We start from the raw sequence: 13,954 nt of genomic DNA, 5'->3' as shown, positions 1-13,954 counted from the left end.
ATCGTTTTCATTAATTATATAAATTTATTTTATAGATTGGCTTTGATAATAAATCTTTAATTGATGTATTATCAATAGCCGCTCCAAAATTATTTTTTAAACTTATAAACTATTGTTTCATATGGTCTTAAACTTATAACATTGCTAAACTTTGCACTATCAGTATAATTTGTTAATAAAGTTTCATAGGAATACTCACTATATTCATTTGGTAATTCAATTTCTATATTATTACTATAGAAATTGCATATTACTAAAAGTTCTATATTTTTATACTTCCTTATATATGCAAATACCTCTTTATGATTATCTAAAATCAATTCAAAAGTCCCATATTTAATTACATCATTCTCTCTTCTTAGTTTTATTAGTTTCTTATAATAATTTAATATTGAATTTTCATCATTAATTGAATCTTCTACATTTATATAACGATAATTATCATTTATATGTAACCATGCTTTTCCTTCTGTAAAACCTGCATTTTTTTCTTTGCTCCATTGCATTGGAGTTCTTCCATTATCTCTACTCTTTGCATAAATAGAATTCATAACATCTTGCTCGCTATATCCTAAAGCTCTTCGCGCTTTATAAACATTTAAAGTTTCTATATCATTGTAATCTTTTATAGAATTAAGTCTTATATTAGTCATTCCTATTTCTTCACCTTGATAAATGTAAGGCGTCCCCTTTTGCATATGCAACATAGTAGCTAACATTTTTGCACTTTCAACTCTAAATTCTTTATCATTTCCCCACCTTGAAACTATTCTTGGAAGATCATGATTATTTCCAAATAAACTATTCCAACCTTCTTCGTATAATTCTACTTGCCATTTCTTAAAAGTTTCTTTAAACTTTATGAAATCTAAAGGTGCTAAATCCCATCTACTTTTACCTTCTTGTTTATCTAATGAAATAACTTCAAACTGGAATACCATACTTAATTCTTTTCTATTTGGTGAACTATATAACTTAGCTATTTCTGGTGTTGCTCCCCATGTTTCTCCAACAGTTAATGAGTCATATCCTCCAAAAGTTCTTTTATTCATCTCTTGTAAATATTCATGTAACTTAGGTCCATTTTTAGTTATTAGTTTATCTACATCTTTACCTATTAAATCTATAACATCTAATCTAAATCCACCTACTCCAAGTTCTAACCAAAAATTAATCATTTCATATATTTTTTCTCTTACTAAGGGATTTTCCCAATTTAAGTCTGGTTGTCTCTTATCATGTAAATGGAAATAATATTGACCCGATGCCTCATCATAAGTCCATGCTGGTCCTCCAAAATTTGATTGAAGTTCATTTGGAACACCCCCATCTACTGGGTCTCTCCAAATATAAAAATCTCTATAAGGATTATCCTTTCCTTTTATTGCCTCAATGAACCACTTATGTTTATCAGATGTATGATTAACAACTAAATCCATAAGAATTTTAATATTAAATTCTTTAGCCTTATTAATTAATTCCTTCATATCATCCATTGTTCCAAATTCATCCATTATGTCATAGTAATCGCTTATGTCATAACCATTATCTACATTAGGAGATTTATATACTGGACTAAGCCAAATTACATCTATACCTAAATCTCTTAAATAACCTAACTTTGATATTATTCCTCTCAAATCTCCAATTCCATCATTATTACTATCCATATAACTACGTGGATAAATTTGATATACTATTGAGTCATGCCACCACTTGCGCTCCATAAAATCACCTACCTATTTATAACGTTTTCTTTTATGCTAAAAATATATATTGATTTTCATTTATATCAATCTATAATTGTATTATACATACTATTTTTTTTTTAAACTTGCTCTATTTTATCCTAAAATAACATTATTTTGACTTTTTTAAGGAGGTTTATTTTTATGGCAAATATAAACTTAAAAGAAAAATCCAATCATGGAACTGCTATGTTTCCTTTTCACATATACAGTCACTTAGATTCAATAGGAAATTATTCTGTCCCTTTTCACTGGCACAATGAAATTGAAATTATATATATAGAAAAGGGTGAATTAAAAATTGATATTGATATGGTTACTATAATTGCAAAACCTGGAGATTATTTCTTTATAAATTCAGAACAATTACATCTTATTAATTCAGTAGATAATAAAGCATCTTTACATCATGCTATTGTTTTTTCACCCCAAATATTAAGTAGTTCATATTTCGACTATTGTGAAATAAATTATATTATACCTATATTAAATAATATAATTAGTTTTCCAACATCACTTCCGAAAAACAGTAAAGTTAAAAAAAAAATACTTAAAGAGATTTTAGATATGATAAATATATATAAAACTTCTAATAATGGATGGCAGTTAAATATCAAATCATCTTTATACAAGATAATTTCACTATTAATTTCTGAAGATATGTTATTAAATAAGAAAAATATTAAATCTATAAAAAAAGATTATAAGATAGATTTAATAAAAAAAATACTTAACTATATTCATGAAAATTACAATGATAAAATATATATTGAAGATTTAGCTTTAGAAGCAAATATGAATGTTCAATATTTTTGTAGGTTTTTTAAAAGTGTAATTGGAAAAACACCTGTAGAATATATTAATAGTTATAGAATCGAAAAAGCTACAGAACTTCTGCAAACTGAAACACTCTCAATTTCTAATATTGCATTAAGTGTTGGAATAGATAACTTTAGTTATTTTGTAAAGCAATTCAAAAAGTATAAAAACTGTACACCTTCCCAATACAGAAAATCTTTATAACAATAATATATTTATACTACAAATTAAAAAATCCACTAAAACATTTCTTATATTTTAGTGGATTTTATTGTTGATGCGAATCATAAATAAGCTCTCACCTATATTAATAATCCAATTTCAGTAAAAACCTCACTTATTTATGATACGGTTCTCCGTATCAATTTTAAGTGAGGTTTTTATCATAAAAGGACAAGAAAATTAATTTCTTGTCCTTTATTTATATTGATACAATCTGCTCTTTACTATACGGTACTCCTTCTTTATCTTTCCACGTTGTTGTAACCTTAAATTTATCTGGCGTTTCTGAATGTACAAATACAACTTCTTCAAAACTTTTACCTGATTCCAGAAATTCATAAGGTACTTTACTTCTCAATATAACGTCTTTACATTCTTCTGGAATTACAAAATCTACAATATAAGCAGTAGCTTTGCCAGAATTCCATATTTTCATTTTATAATTTCTTTTAGAAACCTTAACAACTCTTGCTTCAATATTTGCCTTTGTTGCTTCCTCTCGTTCCCTTTCCTTTTCTTCTAATTCATATTTTTTAAGCTTTTCCTCTATCCCATTTAACTTCTCTTGAATCTTTCCTGCTTTTCTAGAATCTATAAATGAAATTATAGATAATATAAGTGCTATTGTAGGAAATCCGTATTGAACTAAATCAATAAAAAACGCCTTAAAATTCATCCATAGTTCTATTATCTCCATACAATCTCCTATTTAAATAACTTTTTAAAGTCCTTAACTACTTCCTTCATTATTTCATCTTTAAAATCTTCAATATTAGAATTTATTACATCTGTATTTTCTTCAAAAAGTTGTTCTTTAGTTGTTACTCTTCCACAATCAGAACATTTAACTTTTACATCATCATCAGCCTCGTCAATATCTATAATATTTTCATCAATCACTGAGAATTGGTCATTTCCACAAACACTACATATTAAACTAATTTTCATTTCCATATCTTTCATAAAATCTTACTCCTAATGCTATTTTTATAATATTTACATTATAAAAATAGGTTGAGATATCTATCCCAACCTATTTATACTATTATCCTCTAGGTGGAAAATTATCATTACCATAAGAATCTTTTTCTCTTATTCTTCCGTTTCTTCCATGAATAATGAGTTCTGATTTTTGATTCCTAGCAATCTCTTTAGCAATATTAATAGCTTCTTTTTGTGTTTTAGTAGTAACAGTAGCTCTACTATTTCCAGCTCCTTTAACTTGCCAATTTCCATTTCCATTAGGTATAACATGTTGATTTTTTTTTTTCATATATATTTTCACTCCTTCTATATAATTATAGAAGAATGACTTGCTCAAACATTCATCTATGAGTCCTTAATTTATTCTACTGGTATTTTAAAAGCTTTTAAACCATAAGTTTTAGCATATATTTTTTGTCCATTTTTAGTTATCCAAGGGCGATATATATATTTCTTTTCTTCCTTGTCTTTACTATTATTCATGCTAAAACACCCCCTTATCGCAAAAATTTTACCTATCATATATACAATAAGTAAGTTATTCTTGAAAAAAAGCGATTTAACTGTTAAAATATTATTTGCAATAAATCTAAACAGTGAGCAAGTGTTGTTCGCTATTTTTCAAGAAATGAAGCTGTCTAAGCGCCAACTTAGATATTGCTTCATTTTTTTATATTAAACGGATTTTCCGTCTAATCATCATTTTCATTTTCTTTTTCTCCTAGTAGAGCTGCTTTGGTTAGGTCAAAAATCATTACTTGTTCATTTTCATACCAATCACCTAAGATACGGTAACCCTCTTCTTTTATGTTCCAATTCATAAGTCTTGATAGTGTATAAATAAAGTCTTTATTATTAATTCTTACATTTATACTCTTTATATTCTTAAAAAATTGTATTGAACCTTCTTCATTTGCATCACATATTTGTACTGCAATCATCTTTTTTTCTTCATTCATTAACAAAACTACATTTTTAGGTTTACCCATTTTTATAACAGCATTTTTTGAAAATGTTATTCCATTATCTGTTATTGATACATATGGCAATCCAGAAGTAAGATTAACTTTTTTAAATCCTTCCAACATATTCATCTCTCCTCATAATTTATTATATTTTTCCGATTTACTTTTGTCAACGTTTTGTCATTTATTTTTTATTACTTTATCACCTTAACTTTATATACCTGTTGCAATTCTATTAATCCTAAAATAAATATTTTTATCGTGTAACATTTTTGTTTCATTTTAATCATATTTTAAATCACCGTTTTAAGCTATTTCCCAAGAAATTATTAATCCTTTTTATTTATTATACAATATTTAATACTCCTTTATCCACTCTTAAGTTACACTGTGTAATAAATTAATCATTTTTTAATTATATCAATATCATATTTTCTTCATTAATTCAACTATTATTTTATATAACAATATCTAAATTCAATACGCTCATTCCAATATTTCTTAATATAAAAGAAGAAGGAGTATCCTTTATAGATACTCCTTCTTCCTTACTTATATAATCTACTAACTTATCATTTATAGTCAAGTTTATTGAATCAACTTCTCTTAGCTCATTTATTGTTATCTTAGAAATTATCATATGTAATAACTTTTTCTTCTGCTCCCTTGACTCTTTACTATTTAATAACTTACTGAAATTATCTAGTACACTTTTAATGAACTCATAAGATATTTCTTCACTTACATCATCAGCTAATGTAACTAATAATGGCTCTTTTGATTCTTTTAATACATCAGCTCTTTGATTTAGCTCATCCTTTCTAGTTAGAAATTCTTCTCTTGTTATTATGTCATCTTCATATGCTTCAAAAATTTTTCTCTTTTTCTTATCTATGTTTTCTAGCTCTTTATTTATCTTTTCTAACTCACTCTTACTTGGTTCTACTCGCTTTACTCTTTCCTTATTAATACTAGTAACTATTGCTCTAATCATATCATCATTAGATAATATACTTGAAAGCTTATTGAACACATACTCATTAGCTTTTTCTACTCTTATTGTATTTGAATTACATACACTTGTACCTTTATTCTTCCAAGCTCCACAGCAGTAGTAAACTATTCTCTTTTTTGTTCCATCAGCTAACTTATTAGTTGTTCTTGAAATTACCATACCAGCTCCACATTTAGGACATCTTAGTATTCCTGTTAGTGGATAGAAACCATCATAGACTCTTGAAGGCTTACCAGTTTTAGATTGTAACATTACCTGAACTTTATCCCAAGTATCATTATCAATTATAGCTTTATGAATTCCCTCTGATATTATTGGCTCTGGATTTATATTTCTTCTATGCTTTTCGCTCCATCCTTGTTTAAGATTATACCTAACCTTTCCTATATATACCGGATTCATTAATATATCCTTAATTGAACCTTGTGAGAAATTGTTACCTTTCTTAGTCTTACATCCTAACTTATTTAATTTATTAGTAATTGCCTTATACCCTTTACCGCTAGCATACTCATTAAATATTATCCTTACTATTTCAGCTTCCTCCTTATTTATTTCTAGTCTTGATTTTCTCCTTTTATTATTTTCAGTACCTTCCATTGGTACTAAATCATAGCCCAGAACACGGTTACCACACCATTCTCCTGCTCTAGCCTTAGCACACATAGAAACCTTTACATTCTGAGAGATTGTCCCACGTTCAAACTCTCCAATCATTGCCATCATATGCATTTGCATTCTTCCTACATGTGTAGTAGTTTCAAATGGCTCTGAATAAGACTTAAATGTAACATTATTTTTCTCTAGTAAATCCATTATTTTAAGAACATCTGCAAGCTTACGACTGATACGGTTTAACTTCCATGATATTACCATATCTACTTTTTTATCTTCTACATCTTTCAATAATGCCTTTAATGCTGGTCTATCTTTAATATTTTTACCACTTATTCCTCTATCAGAATAACACTTGAAAACTTCTAATCCATTTTTGTTACACCAATCTATAAGCAATCTTTCTTGTTCATCTATACTATAACCAGTTTCAGCCTGTTCCGTAGTACTTACACGACAATATATACCTATATTAGGAACTCTATTAATTCTTTTTATTAACTCTTGTATAGAATTATCCATTGTTACATTATTATTAATCATCTTATATTTCTCCTTCACTATTAAAATATCTAACTTATAATATATATTTATCATCTTAGTTTTTAACGGAAGATATCATTAATACTATTTAATACATATATCCTCCGTTATCACCTTACTAGTTTTTAATTTATTTCATCGTTTTTCACTGTTTCAGTTTCATCTATACTTATTGATTTTAATAAGTGATTAATTATTATTTCTGATAGTAAATCTATTATTTCATTATTTTTATTATTGCTACTCATTCTTTTTCCACCTTTACTGTATTTTTATTCATGATACTCTTTCATCCAATTTATGTACCATTCGCTATCCATTATTTCTTCTTGTTCTTTTAAAGTTATATCTTCTTCCATAATTTCTATGTATATTAATTTTTCCATATCATTTTTTACTTTATTATTAAACTCCATTTACTATACTCCTCTTGAACCTTATTTAATTAATTAAGCATTGAACTAAACTAGAACAATGCTTAATAAGTTAATATTTATTTTTCATAATTTAGTTTAATTTTATTATTGCTACAACATTATCTTCATATTTAGCATATTCAACATCAGAAAATGTAATAGAAGTTCTATTACTGAAATCTAATTGATACATATTAGTTATCTCTTTAACTATTCCTGCTGAATAAATAACTCCTTTAGACTTCAACATTTTTACATTAAAATAATTATCATTATTAGGTAGTTGTTCACCTATAGCAATTCTATTTTCTGTAAATGAAATTACTACTTTTGATGGATTATTTAATACTTCCATTATTTCATTAGATATAGTAATTCTTTTTCCAGTCTTAGCATTTATTATTGACATTGCTCCTGCTTCAGCAATACATTTATTTATAGCTTTACTTTCCGATGGTTTAAATGAATCTAAATTTATACTTTCCTTAATTTCATTAATATTTTCAATTAGTTCATTATTATTTAACTCATTATTATTATCTTTATTTTTAGGTGTAAGCTTTGGTGCTGGTCTTCTATTTACTATCATTTTATTCAATCTCCTTTTTTCTTCTTATTTTTATTGGTTTTATGTCGGGTGATTTATAGACTCATCCCTCTTTTTGCATTGCATTGGTTTTATTGGCTTTGGGCGTAGGGGCGTATTTTGCATCTTATTTACTTTATTTATAGAAAAAAAAAATATCTTTTACAGATATTTTTTAGAAAAACATTTTATTATGTCCCTACGTCCAATTCATTGATTTTACTCATTTCTGTTAGCCCTTTATTAGTCCTATCAGTATCCACTATCCACCCAGGTATCCCCTGAACACTGGATTATTTACATCATCAAATCTAAAGTCTCCAACTACTTTCACTCCTGTATGGTATCTAAAACTTCCCGACCTCTTTTGTACGCAATTTTTTATTCCAAGTTCTTTAGCATGCTCCTCGAATTTTTTCCAGAATTTCTGTACGCTTATTTTAGCTTGTCCTTCCATTCCATTTGCCTTTGCCCATGCTTTATAGCTATTATAAATTACTCTATTATCTTCTCTATGATTTTTATCCGCAGTTATAACTATGCACTCATCAAAAAACATTATGAAAGGATTTATTTCTCTTTGATATTGATTTAGCACTTCTTCAGATTTCTTAGATTCTGTAAACTTATAATTATTTTCTTTAAGTCTTTTTAATCCATCAATTGCCCATAAAAATATACCTTGTAAATCTCCTTTCAATTTATCTTTTAAATCTCTGTCTCTATCTTCTTCCTTTATTGTATTGCAGAAATTTAGAATACTAAGCCTTCTCCAGTAACCATAACTATTATCTTTGGTATGTGGTAAATTATTAGTTGATACAACTATCTTTGCTGTATTTTTAAATGAAAATACAGGCTTATTCTTCTGTTCAGCATTTATAGTATCTTCACCTGTAATCATCTTAAAGTATTGAGTATTATAACTTTTACCATTAGTTTCATTTTCGCTACTTATATTAGCAAGTTTATTATGTAAACATACTCTAGAAAATCCTTTATGTAATTCATTCAAGGGTATACTTGATATATTATCTTGACCTATACATTCACTTATCAATTCTATAAATACACCTTTTCCATTAGCTCCTGAACCATAAAGTATTAGTGCTTTTTGAGCTTTAGTTTCTGCAGTCAAAAGATATCCTGCCCATTCTTGAGCAAGTTTTTCCGATTCCTCATCCCCTTGAAAACTATCTTTTAAAAATTTTATAAACATAGGACATTCAGCATCTGGTAAGTAATTGATTGGTATTTGTATAGTACTATAAAACTCCTTATTATGTTCAATTAGAGTAAACTCTTCTAAATCATACATTCCATTTAGCATATTTATATATCTTTTATTGCTATTAAATTCACCATCATAATGAATTATTCTTTTTAATGCTTCCATGTATTCTTTTTCTCTTTTAGTACTCCATATATCTTTATAATATTTATGAAGTACATTTCTTATCTTTTGTAGTACACTTAACTCTTCAACTTTTGTCCACTTACCATTTTTATAGTTATAAAAATCTCCTTTACTATAAATCAGTTTAGAATTTTTTGAGATATATTCAGCAAACTTATTAGGACTAAAGCTTTTGAATTTAAGTGTCTTATTACATATTGTAATTCCCATGTCATCAATTTCTTTTAATTTATCTTCTAAAGACATACTTACCTCCCTTTATTTTTATCTATATCTTATCTACTTCAACTTATATCCCCTCCTTGATATTAAAATTTTCTTAAATTTGTTATACATATTATTATTACTATAGAAAGTTCTTAATAATGCTGTACATATTATTTGTTACGACTTCCCTTAACTTTCAAGTGGAATTATCAAAGCCTTGTTTTCCTTGCTTCTATCACCTTACCTTCCTTTGACCTAGGAACTCCTTACTTACATGCTATTAACTCAAACTTTTCTAGAAAGTTCTTAATTTCTCCGCATATATTATTTGTTACGACTTCCCTTAACTTTCAAGTGGAATTATCGAACCCTTGATTTCCTTGATTCTATCACCTTAACTTCATCTGACCTAGGAGTTCCTTACTCGCATGCTAATAAATCAAATTTTTCTAGAAAGTTCTTAATTTCTTTGCATATATAACTTGTTACAACTTCCCCTAACTTTCAAGTGGAATTATCAAAGCCTTGTTTTCCTTGCTTCACTCATCCTATATCGTTTTACGCTAGGAATTCCTAGTATAAAAAAAAAGAGGTTTCCCTCTTTTTTAATCTAATCTTCTTATTTTTCCATCTGAGTATACTCTATAGACATCATTTAATTCATCTAGCTCTATTATGTAAACTCCTACATTATAATATTTTCTTTCCTCTTCATCATATTGTGGTGTTTCATTAACTTCTACTCTAAGTGTATCAGAATCAACTCTAAGACTATAATCTTCTGCATACTTAATTGCTTTTTCTACAGTAAATTCTTCATCTTGTTTATTTCTCTCTTCTTCCTTTTCACTCTTTTTTTGTTCATAATATAAATCTCTAGCTTGATTATCTAATTCCATCATAGTATTCTTATCTTTTTGATTTACTTTTTGCCACTGTGGAGTCTCCTGACTTAACTCTATAGCTTCCTCGTAATTACATTCCTCAATTAATTTTTTTACATCTTCAATTTTTTCTTTAAATTCTTCTCTAGTATTTTTTACATCAGATAATTCTTCCTTTAAATTATCTATTTTTTCTCTTGTCGGCTCATAGTCTTTATAGCTTTTATCAATCTTATCTAACATTTCTTCTGCCCACTCTATATTATCATATAAATTAAACTTATTAGAAACTTGCTCATATCCATAAGCTATGCTCCATAATTTTTTAAACTCCCTGTTATTAGTTTCTCCAGCTTTAGCTCTAAGTACATTTTCAGCTTCACTTATCTCTCCATTATTTAAATACTCCTTAGCCTTATTTATAATAACTTTTACTTCATTATTAGATTTACCTATTGACCCAATTACTATGAAAGCTACTATTGCTACTATTCCTATTATTATTTTATTGCCCTTCTTCAATTTTTGTATCTCCTTCACCCTTTTTAGATTTAAATTTTTGATAAATAAATATCACAGCAGCAATTATCGCTCCTATCTTTATTAAAAACCATAAGACTGAAAAGAATCCTAGTATTATTCCTGAAAACCAATTAACTATAAACGCACTTATTACACAACATACTAACCATTCTCCAACCATTGCACCAAATCCTAAGTACCATATTTCAAATATCGTGTTTATTAATGCAAATATTCCTGTTCCTATTATTATTGTTGCTATTACTGCAATAGCTGTAGTTATTCCTCCTGCATCAAAAATATTCATTATTTTTTCCCTCCATTTATTATTATCTTATTTTTATTTATTATTGCTTGTACCCATCTCTCTGAATAATCAAGTTCTTTAGCTAATTTTCTTACATTATTACCATCATAATTTTCTTTCAAGTATCTAATTACATATTCTTTTGAATATAACCTTTTAGGAAAATTAAATTGTTGTCCTCCAAATACCTTATGTATATTTCTGGTCACATCTTCTCCTACACTTTCAAAAATAGTTGCATATACACCATTAAAATCTTCTTTACGTATATCCATATATTAACTTCACCTCCTAAAAAAATAATAACCACTTCTAAATGATTATTCATGCGAATATTTCATTGAAAAATTCATTAAAAAATATCTTTAAATTTATCAATAACCTAAAATAATTAAATATAATAACATCATAATTAATAATAAATTAATTATGATGTTAATTTGTTTCTCACTACTTCTTACTTGTTGCTTCTATTGAAGTTGCTACAACTGTTAATATTGTTCCAACTACTTTTATTACTGTTATAATATCCATGACTTTATCCTCCTATCTCTTATAAACGTATATATATGAATAACTATCTTTTACAGGTATTAGCTTTATTACATACTTACCTTCTTCAAGTTCTATATACACTAGAGTTTCTTTATCATAACCTGTCCCATTACATAGCTTTAAAACTTTATTGAAAATTTCTATCAATGTGAATTGAATGTAATTAAGTTCTTGTTGTAACTTCTTTAGGTCTATTAACTTCCTATCATTCATTTCAATTATTAACTCTCTAGGATTCCATTGATTAGATAGCCTTCCATCATAGAAATCGAACCTCATTACTCCAAGAAGTTCTTTACTATCATACTTGAAATACTTTTCTTTACTTAGCTTATTTATCATTTACTTGAACCTCCTTCAATTAGTATTCTGATGGAAAAAGCATTGTAGAATATTCTCCACTATCTATTACATATAACTTAATCTCATCATCTATATGAATATCTTCTAGCTCTATTTCATATGTGCATGAGTATTCAGGAACTTCTTGACTTTGATTTATTACAACCTTATTACCTTCTTTTCTTATCTTGAAAACCTGTAAGTAATCCAGTTCAACACTTTCTTCATCTTTTAGCTTATCAATCATGCTCCACATTATAAGTTGCAATCTTATATCTACTTCTTCATTTACCTCTCTTGTTACATATCTATTATCTTTCTTGAACATATTTCTTTATCTCCTTATTATTAATTTTTCATCTCTATCTAAAAAGTAAAAAGGTTATACCTTATCAACTAAGATATAACCTCTTAACACTCTATTTCAGAATATAAATATTTATTATATTCATCTTCATATATGGTTTCTGGAGCAAGTCCTAATAGTTCTTCAATATTACTTCCTCTAATTAAGTCATCTATTACATCTTCTTTACTTGTTTGCTCTATCCAATATTCAACTAGTGAGTCCTTATCTATTAAGGAATCAACATAAATCGCATCATCAAGAAGTTCATCTAATAACCTTCTTGCAACATCTTTTAGATTAGCTGAACTTTTATAAATTATGCTATAATCATCAATCATTACATAACCTTGTTCATCTAACTCATTACACCAATTAATAACATGACCTATTGATAATTCTTCTAATCCATTACTTTTTAGATTTTGGTACATAGAAATTATCCTGTCATCAACTTCATTTTCTCCAATTTCTTTTGCTATTTTTACTGACATACTCCAATCGTTTAGGAATTCCTCCTTTAGCTCTTTATTGCTTATACTGTTTATTAATTTTTCTACACCTCTTATTTCTTCTGTTGTTATACTCTTATATTTATCTAATACTTTCTTAATTTCTCTTATTACATATTGTTGTATTATTTCTGAATTTTCTACATTCATTATTATTATATTTTCATTACTAATCATTTCTATTTATCCTCTCTTTATTCCTTAATCAATTCTTCTTTTATAGCTTTTATGAATTCTTTTGAAAACATATTAGTTCTTATTGCCTGTACTATTAATTCTTGAAATTCTTCTTCTGTTACATCTAAACTTCTCGGAATATATGTTTCATCCCCTCTCCTAGTACACTTATATACACAAAATCTTAATTCTTTTCTTCTTAATGCTTTAATATATATCTTTTCTACAGTATAAGTATATTCATTATCAGCAACCTTAACTTGCTCTAAAATATTACAATACTTAGTCTGTTTAATTATTTTCTTATTCATCTATTTCCTCCATCATTCTAGTAGGAACTTAGAAAGTTCTTCTGTTGTTATTACTACAATTGAAAAATCACTAGAAAGCAAAAATAGTGAAGAAGTCCAATTAACTCCTTCACTACATTCAATTATGTCTGTATATTCTGCTAGTAATCCTTTTAACTTATCTTGTTTCAGTATTTCTATATCAACGATATTTTCTGCTATAACTATATATCCACCTAAGTCATTGTCAATATCTCTTTCCTTACCATAATTACTATCTAATATCTCTATTATTTTAATCATACTATCAATTAATTCTTTTGAGCAATAATTAAACTTTCTCACCTGCTCCATTGAATAAATTTTTTTCATTATTTGCACCACCTTTTAAAAATAAAAGAGTGTTACTTTTATATTCTACTAAAAGTAACACTCTTTATAATAATATATATTTATAACTTGTCCTATTTTTTAAAGTAAAA

20 protein-coding genes are annotated in these 13,954 nt (G+C 26.9%); 1 reads left to right on the top strand and 19 read right to left on the bottom strand.

What is annotated here, in order from left to right; all coding sequences use genetic code 11:
- Nucleotides 1-89: 89 nt before the first annotated feature.
- A complete protein-coding gene (locus QZ321_RS10305; RefSeq protein ID WP_291747940.1) occupies nucleotides 90-1,727 on the bottom strand; it encodes an alpha-glucosidase in 1,638 nt (545 codons plus the stop codon).
- A gap of 165 nt (nucleotides 1,728-1,892) precedes the next feature.
- Between QZ321_RS10305 and QZ321_RS10300 the strand changes: the two genes are divergently transcribed.
- Nucleotides 1,893-2,771, top strand: a complete 879-nt coding sequence (locus tag QZ321_RS10300; RefSeq protein ID WP_052330715.1) for an AraC family transcriptional regulator — start codon at nucleotides 1,893-1,895, stop codon at nucleotides 2,769-2,771.
- A 217-nt stretch (nucleotides 2,772-2,988) separates the two neighbouring features.
- On the opposite strand, the gene QZ321_RS10295 is transcribed toward QZ321_RS10300, so the two are convergent.
- From QZ321_RS10295 to QZ321_RS10210, 18 genes are all read right to left on the bottom strand, one after another.
- Complete coding sequence (locus QZ321_RS10295; protein ID WP_291747937.1) at nucleotides 2,989-3,486, bottom strand: hypothetical protein; 498 nt, start codon at nucleotides 3,484-3,486, stop codon at nucleotides 2,989-2,991.
- An 8-nt stretch (nucleotides 3,487-3,494) separates the two neighbouring features.
- Nucleotides 3,495-3,752, bottom strand: coding sequence for a hypothetical protein (locus tag QZ321_RS10290; RefSeq protein ID WP_291747935.1), 258 nt, complete (start codon nucleotides 3,750-3,752; stop codon nucleotides 3,495-3,497).
- 82 nt (nucleotides 3,753-3,834) lie between these two features.
- Nucleotides 3,835-4,062, bottom strand: a complete 228-nt coding sequence (locus tag QZ321_RS10285; protein ID WP_291747932.1) for a DUF2188 domain-containing protein — start codon at nucleotides 4,060-4,062, stop codon at nucleotides 3,835-3,837.
- A 71-nt stretch (nucleotides 4,063-4,133) separates the two neighbouring features.
- Entirely contained in the window at nucleotides 4,134-4,256 is a 123-nt protein-coding gene (locus tag QZ321_RS10280; protein WP_291747930.1) for a hypothetical protein, read from the bottom strand.
- Between the two features lie 209 nt (nucleotides 4,257-4,465).
- Nucleotides 4,466-4,861, bottom strand: a complete 396-nt coding sequence (locus QZ321_RS10275; protein ID WP_133015182.1) for a hypothetical protein — start codon at nucleotides 4,859-4,861, stop codon at nucleotides 4,466-4,468.
- A 334-nt stretch (nucleotides 4,862-5,195) separates the two neighbouring features.
- Nucleotides 5,196-6,911 (bottom strand): recombinase family protein, encoded by a 1,716-nt coding sequence (locus QZ321_RS10270; RefSeq protein ID WP_366665123.1) that lies wholly within the window; start codon nucleotides 6,909-6,911, stop codon nucleotides 5,196-5,198.
- Between the two features lie 125 nt (nucleotides 6,912-7,036).
- Nucleotides 7,037-7,159 (bottom strand): hypothetical protein, encoded by a 123-nt coding sequence (locus tag QZ321_RS10265; protein WP_291747926.1) that lies wholly within the window; start codon nucleotides 7,157-7,159, stop codon nucleotides 7,037-7,039.
- A gap of 24 nt (nucleotides 7,160-7,183) precedes the next feature.
- On the bottom strand, nucleotides 7,184-7,327 hold the full coding sequence (locus QZ321_RS10260) for a hypothetical protein (RefSeq protein ID WP_291747923.1): 144 nt from the start codon (nucleotides 7,325-7,327) through the stop codon (nucleotides 7,184-7,186).
- Nucleotides 7,328-7,418: 91 nt separating this feature from the next.
- Nucleotides 7,419-7,916, bottom strand: coding sequence for an amidophosphoribosyltransferase (locus QZ321_RS10255; RefSeq protein WP_291747919.1), 498 nt, complete (start codon nucleotides 7,914-7,916; stop codon nucleotides 7,419-7,421).
- Nucleotides 7,917-8,175: 259 nt separating this feature from the next.
- Entirely contained in the window at nucleotides 8,176-9,576 is a 1,401-nt protein-coding gene (locus QZ321_RS10250; protein WP_291747916.1) for a phage/plasmid primase, P4 family, read from the bottom strand.
- 566 nt (nucleotides 9,577-10,142) lie between these two features.
- A complete protein-coding gene (locus QZ321_RS10245; protein WP_291747913.1) occupies nucleotides 10,143-10,943 on the bottom strand; it encodes a hypothetical protein in 801 nt (266 codons plus the stop codon).
- Complete coding sequence (locus tag QZ321_RS10240; protein ID WP_291747910.1) at nucleotides 10,927-11,250, bottom strand: hypothetical protein; 324 nt, start codon at nucleotides 11,248-11,250, stop codon at nucleotides 10,927-10,929. The genes QZ321_RS10245 and QZ321_RS10240 overlap by 17 nt, the downstream gene beginning before the upstream one ends.
- The gene (locus tag QZ321_RS10235) at nucleotides 11,250-11,525 is read right to left on the bottom strand and encodes a Mor transcription activator family protein (RefSeq protein WP_291747907.1); all 276 of its coding nucleotides are present in this window, start codon (nucleotides 11,523-11,525) and stop codon (nucleotides 11,250-11,252) included. Before QZ321_RS10235 ends, QZ321_RS10240 begins: the two co-directional genes overlap by 1 nt.
- 271 nt (nucleotides 11,526-11,796) lie before the next feature.
- On the bottom strand, nucleotides 11,797-12,147 hold the full coding sequence (locus tag QZ321_RS10230) for a hypothetical protein (RefSeq protein ID WP_291747904.1): 351 nt from the start codon (nucleotides 12,145-12,147) through the stop codon (nucleotides 11,797-11,799).
- A 19-nt stretch (nucleotides 12,148-12,166) separates the two neighbouring features.
- The gene (locus tag QZ321_RS10225; RefSeq protein WP_291747901.1) at nucleotides 12,167-12,475 is read right to left on the bottom strand and encodes a DUF960 family protein; all 309 of its coding nucleotides are present in this window, start codon (nucleotides 12,473-12,475) and stop codon (nucleotides 12,167-12,169) included.
- Nucleotides 12,476-12,558: 83 nt separating this feature from the next.
- Nucleotides 12,559-13,182, bottom strand: coding sequence for a hypothetical protein (locus QZ321_RS10220; RefSeq protein WP_291747897.1), 624 nt, complete (start codon nucleotides 13,180-13,182; stop codon nucleotides 12,559-12,561).
- Nucleotides 13,183-13,199: 17 nt separating this feature from the next.
- The gene (locus QZ321_RS10215) at nucleotides 13,200-13,493 is read right to left on the bottom strand and encodes a hypothetical protein (RefSeq protein ID WP_291747894.1); all 294 of its coding nucleotides are present in this window, start codon (nucleotides 13,491-13,493) and stop codon (nucleotides 13,200-13,202) included.
- 12 nt (nucleotides 13,494-13,505) lie between these two features.
- Nucleotides 13,506-13,844 (bottom strand): hypothetical protein, encoded by a 339-nt coding sequence (locus tag QZ321_RS10210; RefSeq protein ID WP_291747892.1) that lies wholly within the window; start codon nucleotides 13,842-13,844, stop codon nucleotides 13,506-13,508.
- Nucleotides 13,845-13,954: the final 110 nt, after the last annotated feature.

It is taken from the genome of uncultured Clostridium sp. (genome assembly GCF_910588715.1).
GTDB lineage: Bacteria > Bacillota > Clostridia > Clostridiales > Clostridiaceae > Clostridium.
The sequence above is the reverse complement of the archived record's forward strand: the minus strand, read 5'-3'. Positions and strand labels throughout refer to the sequence as shown.

Bases quoted from the DNA above. Each gene is read 5' to 3' on its own strand.
- QZ321_RS10215 (WP_291747894.1), bottom strand. From the start codon at position 13,493: ATGAATAAGAAAATAATTAAACAGACTAAGTATTGTAATATTTTAGAG.
- QZ321_RS10285 (WP_291747932.1), bottom strand. From the start codon at position 4,062: ATGAAAAAAAAAAATCAACATGTTATACCTAATGGAAATGGAAATTGG.
- QZ321_RS10295 (WP_291747937.1), bottom strand. From the start codon at position 3,486: ATGGAGATAATAGAACTATGGATGAATTTTAAGGCGTTTTTTATTGAT.
- QZ321_RS10265 (WP_291747926.1), bottom strand. From the start codon at position 7,159: ATGAGTAGCAATAATAAAAATAATGAAATAATAGATTTACTATCAGAA.
- QZ321_RS10240 (WP_291747910.1), bottom strand. From the start codon at position 11,250: ATGAATATTTTTGATGCAGGAGGAATAACTACAGCTATTGCAGTAATA.
- QZ321_RS10300 (WP_052330715.1), top strand. From the start codon at position 1,893: ATGGCAAATATAAACTTAAAAGAAAAATCCAATCATGGAACTGCTATG.
- QZ321_RS10210 (WP_291747892.1), bottom strand. From the start codon at position 13,844: ATGAAAAAAATTTATTCAATGGAGCAGGTGAGAAAGTTTAATTATTGC.
- QZ321_RS10280 (WP_291747930.1), bottom strand. From the start codon at position 4,256: ATGAATAATAGTAAAGACAAGGAAGAAAAGAAATATATATATCGCCCT.
- QZ321_RS10270 (WP_366665123.1), bottom strand. From the start codon at position 6,911: ATGATTAATAATAATGTAACAATGGATAATTCTATACAAGAGTTAATA.
- QZ321_RS10235 (WP_291747907.1), bottom strand. From the start codon at position 11,525: ATGGATATACGTAAAGAAGATTTTAATGGTGTATATGCAACTATTTTT.
- QZ321_RS10230 (WP_291747904.1), bottom strand. From the start codon at position 12,147: ATGATAAATAAGCTAAGTAAAGAAAAGTATTTCAAGTATGATAGTAAA.
- QZ321_RS10225 (WP_291747901.1), bottom strand. From the start codon at position 12,475: ATGTTCAAGAAAGATAATAGATATGTAACAAGAGAGGTAAATGAAGAA.
- QZ321_RS10250 (WP_291747916.1), bottom strand. From the start codon at position 9,576: ATGTCTTTAGAAGATAAATTAAAAGAAATTGATGACATGGGAATTACA.
- QZ321_RS10290 (WP_291747935.1), bottom strand. From the start codon at position 3,752: ATGAAAGATATGGAAATGAAAATTAGTTTAATATGTAGTGTTTGTGGA.
- QZ321_RS10275 (WP_133015182.1), bottom strand. From the start codon at position 4,861: ATGTTGGAAGGATTTAAAAAAGTTAATCTTACTTCTGGATTGCCATAT.
- QZ321_RS10255 (WP_291747919.1), bottom strand. From the start codon at position 7,916: ATGATAGTAAATAGAAGACCAGCACCAAAGCTTACACCTAAAAATAAA.
- QZ321_RS10220 (WP_291747897.1), bottom strand. From the start codon at position 13,182: ATGATTAGTAATGAAAATATAATAATAATGAATGTAGAAAATTCAGAA.
- QZ321_RS10260 (WP_291747923.1), bottom strand. From the start codon at position 7,327: ATGGAGTTTAATAATAAAGTAAAAAATGATATGGAAAAATTAATATAC.
- QZ321_RS10305 (WP_291747940.1), bottom strand. From the start codon at position 1,727: ATGGAGCGCAAGTGGTGGCATGACTCAATAGTATATCAAATTTATCCA.